Source organism: Paractinoplanes toevensis, assembly GCF_018332695.1.
In the GTDB taxonomy this organism is placed as follows: domain Bacteria; phylum Actinomycetota; class Actinomycetes; order Mycobacteriales; family Micromonosporaceae; genus Actinoplanes; species Actinoplanes toevensis.
This window is the reverse complement of record NZ_BOQN01000212.1, coordinates 1-5731: the sequence shown is the minus strand read 5'-3', so window position 1 is coordinate 5731 and position 5731 is coordinate 1. Positions and strand designations below refer to the sequence as shown.

At 71.5% G+C, this 5731-nt stretch carries 5 protein-coding genes and 1 pseudogene; 2 read left to right on the top strand and 4 right to left on the bottom strand.

Annotated elements, in window-relative coordinates; genetic code table 11:
• Window positions 1-407 (top strand): annotated as a pseudogene (locus Ato02nite_RS50595) (hypothetical protein); the annotation flags it as partial.
• Between the two features lie 189 nt (window positions 408-596).
• On the opposite strand, the gene Ato02nite_RS50590 reads toward Ato02nite_RS50595, so the two are convergent.
• The 4 genes from Ato02nite_RS50590 to Ato02nite_RS50575 form a co-directional block, all read right to left on the bottom strand.
• Window positions 597-1823, bottom strand: a complete 1227-nt coding sequence (locus Ato02nite_RS50590; RefSeq protein ID WP_213013908.1) for a hypothetical protein — start codon at window positions 1821-1823, stop codon at window positions 597-599.
• 149 nt (window positions 1824-1972) lie between these two features.
• On the bottom strand, window positions 1973-3079 hold the full coding sequence (locus tag Ato02nite_RS50585) for a magnesium and cobalt transport protein CorA (RefSeq protein WP_213013907.1): 1107 nt from the start codon (window positions 3077-3079) through the stop codon (window positions 1973-1975).
• A gap of 45 nt (window positions 3080-3124) precedes the next feature.
• Window positions 3125-3868, bottom strand: a complete 744-nt coding sequence (locus Ato02nite_RS50580; RefSeq protein WP_213013906.1) for an ABC transporter permease — start codon at window positions 3866-3868, stop codon at window positions 3125-3127.
• 3 nt (window positions 3869-3871) lie between these two features.
• On the bottom strand, window positions 3872-4843 hold the full coding sequence (locus Ato02nite_RS50575) for an ABC transporter ATP-binding protein (RefSeq protein WP_213013905.1): 972 nt from the start codon (window positions 4841-4843) through the stop codon (window positions 3872-3874).
• A gap of 62 nt (window positions 4844-4905) precedes the next feature.
• On the opposite strand from Ato02nite_RS50575, the gene Ato02nite_RS50570 reads away from it, so the two are divergent.
• Window positions 4906-5731 (top strand): helix-turn-helix transcriptional regulator (locus Ato02nite_RS50570; protein ID WP_246608257.1); only part of this gene is annotated, 826 nt, incomplete at its 3' end.

Here is a 5731-nt window from a genome sequence, read left to right as displayed (position 1 = left end):
CGGGTGCCCAGAACCCGGGTGGCCAGAACCCGGGCGTGCAGAACCCGGGCGGTCCGAAGCCGGGTGGGCCCAAGCCGGGTGGTCCGAGGCCGGGCGGCCCGAAGCCGGCTCAGCAGGACCCGGCTCAGACTCCGGCTCAGCAGGACCCGGCCCAGACTCCGGCCCAGCAGGACCCGGCTCAGACTCCGGCTCAGCAGGACCCGGCTCAGACTCCGGCTCAGCAGGACCCGGCCCAGACCCCGCCTCAGCAGGACCCGGCCCCGGCCCAGCCGGACCCCGCTCAGGCTCCGGCCCAGGACCCGGCTCAGCAGGACCCGACGCAGCCGAAGCCGGGCGGCCCGAAGCCGGGCGGTCCCAAGCCCGGCCAGGGCACCCCGGGCCAGGGCAACCCCGGTCCGAAGCACTGATCAACTGACCGCTGACCCGTTCCGGCGCGGTGCGTCCGGCGGGTAACCGATGACCGGTCACGGGCGGTGGCGCGATACCGCCGCCCGTGCGTCGGCGCCGAAGTTTCTACCCGGCGATTACGCCGTACACATAAAAAGGGATGCGCCCGGCCGGCTGGGGGGCAGTACCGGCCGGGCGCAGGTCCTGATCTACCGGGGGGCCATGATGCCCGCCGGATTGGTGCACACCATGTCCAGCGCCCGAGTGATCACCTCGGGGTCGTAGGACGAGGCGTGGAACGTCGCCCCGAGGTGTAACGCACCGTTCAATTCGCTGGTCGTGAGCGTGATTTCCTCGGGATCGACGAGGGTCGGCACGCTCAAATTGGCCCGTGACCCAGCGTCGACCGTCCACGGCAGGTCGGACAGAACGTCATGACGACCCTGGTTGCTGAACGTGATCCGTGGACGCGGCGGCGCAGCGATCTCACCGGGGTACGGACCGGGCAGCGCGGGCGCGCCCCGCAACGCGGTCCCCGCCTCGCGACGCAACATCTCGCCCAGAATGCGACCGGAGCCGAGCTCGGCCTGCAGGGTCTCGTGCACGGCCCGCGGGTCGGTCAGGTCGTGCGGGCTCAGCCGTACCGCCGCGGCGAAGTTGCCGTCGATCCGGACGTCCCGGTCGAGGTACCGGCGGGCGTCGATGTGGAAGACGGCACCGCTCAGATCCGGGTCCAGGCCGACATCGCGCAGGGCCGCCGCGAAGGCCGCGAACGTGATGGCGGTCGTCGTGACGCCCGGTGCCCGCTCGTCCCGCCATCGCCGCAAGTGACTCAGCACCTCGCCGGAACGATCGCTGAGCACCGTGAGCTGCGGGGCCCAGTCGCGTTGCGGCCGGTCGCCGGAGATCTCCGGGCCGGCGCACTCGCGAGCCGGCCACAGGCCGAAACGCTGCCGCCACGCCCGGGTCAGCGGTCGCCGGACCGAGCGGTGTGCGGGCGGCAGATCGGCGGCCCGGCCCTCGGCGGCCGCCTGCACCAGCTCGCGCAACAGCTCATTGATCGGGACGGCGTCACCGTACGCATGGGAGACCTTGACCGCGACGTAGCCGGCGCCGACGACGACGCGCAGCGGGTGATGGCCGCGCGGTTCGAACAGCAGGCGGTTGGTCATCTCGTCGACGTCGACCGTCCAGTCGCCCAGGTCGCTGACCGCCTCGTTCACGTAGAGCGCGAACGCCGCGGCGTCCAGGTGCTCCCAGTGGGCTTCGGCCCGGTCGATCCGGGACACGGCCCGGTGCGTGGGGTCGGCGGCGTGCAGGCCGACCAGTGCGTTGCGCATCCGTTCGGCGGTCACGCCGTAGAACGGACCGACCGTCCGGATGTTCTCGAGCGGTAGCCAAGCTTGCTCGCCCGGCGTCATGCTCGTCACGGACATGCATTTCCTCCCCCGGTCAACGCAGTCACCGGGATCAACGTTAATTACCGGCCGTAGCGATCAGGTACGGGAGAGTGGACGGGATCCCGCGCTCCGTCCGGTGTGGACACCCGGAAGAGCGGTAGCGTCCGGTGACCGTTCGGCGGATCTCACAGCCAACCGGCTTGTTTGAGCCGCCAGTACAGGCCACCGCACACGACGACGATGACGCCGATCACCGCCGGGTAGCCGTACGGGGAGTCGATGCCGGGCATGTGACTGAAGTTCATGCCGTAGATCCCGGCGATCACGGTGGGGACGGCGGCGATCGCGGCCCACGCGGCGATCATCCGCATGTCGTTGTTCTGGTCCATCGACACCTGGGCGAGGCGGGCCTGCAGGATCGAGTTGAGCAGGTCGTCGAAGCCGGCGACCCGGTCGACGGCCCGGGCGAGCCGCCCGCGCACGTCGACGAAGTAGGGCCGCAGCCCGACCGGCGGGCCGGTCAGGTCGAGCAGCCGGTCGAGCGGTTCCTGCAGCGGCAGCACCGCCCGCTTGAACTCGACCATCTCCCGTTTGAGCTGGTAGAAGTGGGTGATCTCGGGGGAGCGCTGGGTGGTGAACGCCTCCTCCTCGAGGCGTTCCAGGTCGCGTTCCACGGCGGCCCCGACGTCCAGGTAGTCGTCGACCATCCGGCCGGCCACCGCGTACGCCACCGCCCACGGCCCGAACTTCAGCACGCTCGGCCGTTTCTCCAGCTCCTGCCGCACCGGCCAGAGCGCGCCGGGGGCGCCGTGCCGGATGCTGATCACGAACCAGCTGCCGATGAGCAGGGTCACGTCGCCGGTGTCGACGACCTCCGAGGTCGCGGTCAGCTCCTCGTGCTCCACGTAGCGGGCGGTCCGCAGCACCAGCCGGGTCACCTCGCCGATGGTCTCCAGCGCCGGCCGGTGGCCGCCCTCCACGGACTGTTCGACGATCAGTTCGTGCAGTTCGAACGCCTCGGCGATGGACCGCATCGTGGCCAGGTCGGGCTCGTGCAGCCCGAGCCATACGTAGGTGCCGCGGCGCCGGGCCTGCCGGGCGGCCACGGTGTAGTGCACCGTGCCCGGCCGGCGAGCCCCCGCCGTGTAGATCGCGCAGTCGACCACGGCGTCCGGATTGTGTCGCCGGGTCCGGGGCGCGGGTCGTTCCGGTCGCGGGCTGATCCCCTCGATGAGTCGTCCGATCGCCCGCGGAATGATCTCCGCCGGCCGTCGCCGCCGCCACCCGAACATCTCGATCCTCCGCGTTGTCGATCGCCGCGCGGTCGACGGTAGCGGTCACGTCGAACGGTTCATCGCACGCACGCCGACGAACAGCCCAAATGCCCCGACTGCGGCCGCCGCGACCAGCCCGGTGACGGTGGTCGACCGCCAGATGTCACCGGTGAACAGCGCCCGCTCGGCGTCCACCACGTAGCGCAGCGGATTGAACGAGGCGAGCGTGCGCAGCCAGCCCGGACCGCCGTCCAGCGGCAGCAGCACGCCGGCCAGCAGCAGGATCGGGAACAGCAGCGTCTGCTGCACGACCCAGAACATCCACTCCTGGTTCTTGGCGGCGAGCGCGAGCGCGTAGGAGAGCGCGCCCATCCCGATGCTGAAGCCGGCCAGGATGACCAGCCCGAGCAGCGCACCGCCGACATCGAGGCGATAACCGAACGGCAGGCAGACGACCACGATCAGGACCGCCTGCGCCACCATCGGCACGATTTCCTTGAGGGCCCGCCCGATCAGCAGGGCCGGCCGCCGCAGCGGGGTGACCAGCATCCGCTCGTGCGACCCGGTCTGGATCTCGAAGAGCAGGTTCGACCCGGTCATCGACGACGCGAACAGGCACGACATGACGATGATGCCGGGCACGAACCACCGCAGCGCCTCGCTCTTGTCGCCGGGCAGCAGCGGCGCGAACAACGCCAGGAACACCAGCGGCTGCACCATCGCGATGATGATCGTGAACGGGTCGTACCGCAGCGGCCGCAGCTCGCGGCTGAACACGGTGCGGGTATCGGCGGCGAGTGACGTCATGATTCAGACCTCCACGAGTTCCGTGGCCGGCTGCCGGTCGCTGTTCGCGCCGCCTTCGCGCAGGCTGCGCCCGGTCAGGGTGAGAAAAACGTCGTCCAGCGTCGGCCGGATGACCTCGACCGACGCCGCCGGCAGGCCGGCGGATCGCAGATCCTCGAGCATCCCCGGCACCTGCCGCGGCCCACCCTGCGTGCGGATCCGCAGTTCTTTCCCGTACGGCTGGGCAGCGCGCCCGGGCAGTGCGGTGGCCGCCGCGGTGGTCTCCTGCTCGGAGTCGAAGCCGAGCAGGACGGTGTCGCCCACGTGCTCGGCCTTGAGCCGGGCCGGCGAGTCGTCGGCGATGACCCGTCCGTGGTCGACCACGATGACCCGCTCGGCCATCGAGTCGGCCTCGTCCAGGTAGTGCGTGGTCAGCACGATCGTGGTGTCGTGCTCGGCCCGCAGCCGCACGATGTGCTCCTGGAGGTTGGCTCGGTTCTGCGGGTCGAGCCCGGTGGACGGCTCGTCGAGGAAGAGCAGCTCCGGCGCGTGGATGAGCCCCATCGCGATGTCGAGCCGCCGCCGCTGCCCGCCGGACAGGGTGGCCACCTTCCGATCGGCCACCTCCCCGAGCCCGAGCGAGTCGATCAGCTCGGCGGCCCGCACCCGGGCCTGCCGCACGCCCATCCCGTAGGCGCGGCCCTGGCTGATCAGCTCGTCCCGCCCGCGCTGGCTGTGCCCCGCTCCGTTGCCCTGCCCGATGTACCCGATCCGCTGCCGCACCTCGCGCTGCCGACGCACGACGTCGAAGCCGGCGACGGTGGCGGTGCCCGAGGTCGGCGGGATCAGCGTGGTCAGCATCCGCAGCGTCGTCGACTTGCCGGCCCCGTTCGGCCCGAGCAGCGCGACCAACTCGCCGCGCGCCACGGTCAGATCGATCCCGTCGACCGCGCGAACGTCCTTGAAATGCTTGGTCAGCCCTCGTGTCTCAATCATGGGACCGACGCTAGAAGCCGTTGCGGACAGTTTCTGGCCGCAATGTGATGAACTCTGGATTCATGGCGAACACGAGTGCCCGCATGCTGCGTCTGCTCTCCCTCCTGCAGACCCACCGCTACTGGCCCGGCGCCGAGCTGGCGGACCGCCTGGAGGTGAGCCCCCGTACGCTCCGCCGCGACGTGGACCGCCTGCGCGACCTGGGTTACCCGGTGGACGCCAACCGCGGCGCCGCCGGCGGCTACCAACTGCAGGCCGGCGCGGCCGTCCCGCCGCTGTTGCTGGACGACGACGAGGCCGTGGCCATCGCGGTGGGCCTGCGCACCGCGGCCGCCGGGGCGGTGACCGGCTTCGAGGAGACCTCGGTCCGCGCCCTGGCCAAGGTCATCCAGCTGCTCCCGCCCCGCCTGCGCCGCCGCATCGACGCCCTGCGCGCCGCCACGGCCCCCGGCGGCATCTTCGGCGGCGGCCCGACCCTGGATGCCGAGGTGCTGACCACGCTGGCCCTGGCCTGCCGGGGCGAGGAACGCCTGCGCTTCGCCTACACCCCACGCGAGCGCGAGACCTCCGCCCGCCACGCCGAGCCGCACCGCCTGGTCTCCCTGGGCCGCAACTGGTACCTGGTCGCCTGGGACCTCGACCGGGCCGACTGGCGCAGCTTCCGGGTCGACCGCCTGACCGACCCGGCCCCGACCGGAGCCCGCTTCCGCCCCCGCGAGATCCCCGGCGGCGACCCGGTCGCCTGGTTGCGGGCCCGGATAGCCACCATCCCCAACCGCTACGAAGTTTCGGTGCTCCTCCATTCCCCACCCGACAAGGTCCGCGCGGTAGTAGGCCATTGGGGCAAGGTCGAGCCCCTGCCCTCCGCCGCGCAGGCCGCTCCCGCGC

Bases quoted from the DNA above. Each gene is read 5' to 3' on its own strand.
- Ato02nite_RS50590 (WP_213013908.1), bottom strand. From the start codon at position 1,823: ATGTCCGTGACGAGCATGACGCCGGGCGAGCAAGCTTGGCTACCGCTC.
- Ato02nite_RS50585 (WP_213013907.1), bottom strand. From the start codon at position 3,079: ATGTTCGGGTGGCGGCGGCGACGGCCGGCGGAGATCATTCCGCGGGCG.
- Ato02nite_RS50575 (WP_213013905.1), bottom strand. From the start codon at position 4,843: ATGATTGAGACACGAGGGCTGACCAAGCATTTCAAGGACGTTCGCGCG.
- Ato02nite_RS50580 (WP_213013906.1), bottom strand. From the start codon at position 3,868: ATGACGTCACTCGCCGCCGATACCCGCACCGTGTTCAGCCGCGAGCTG.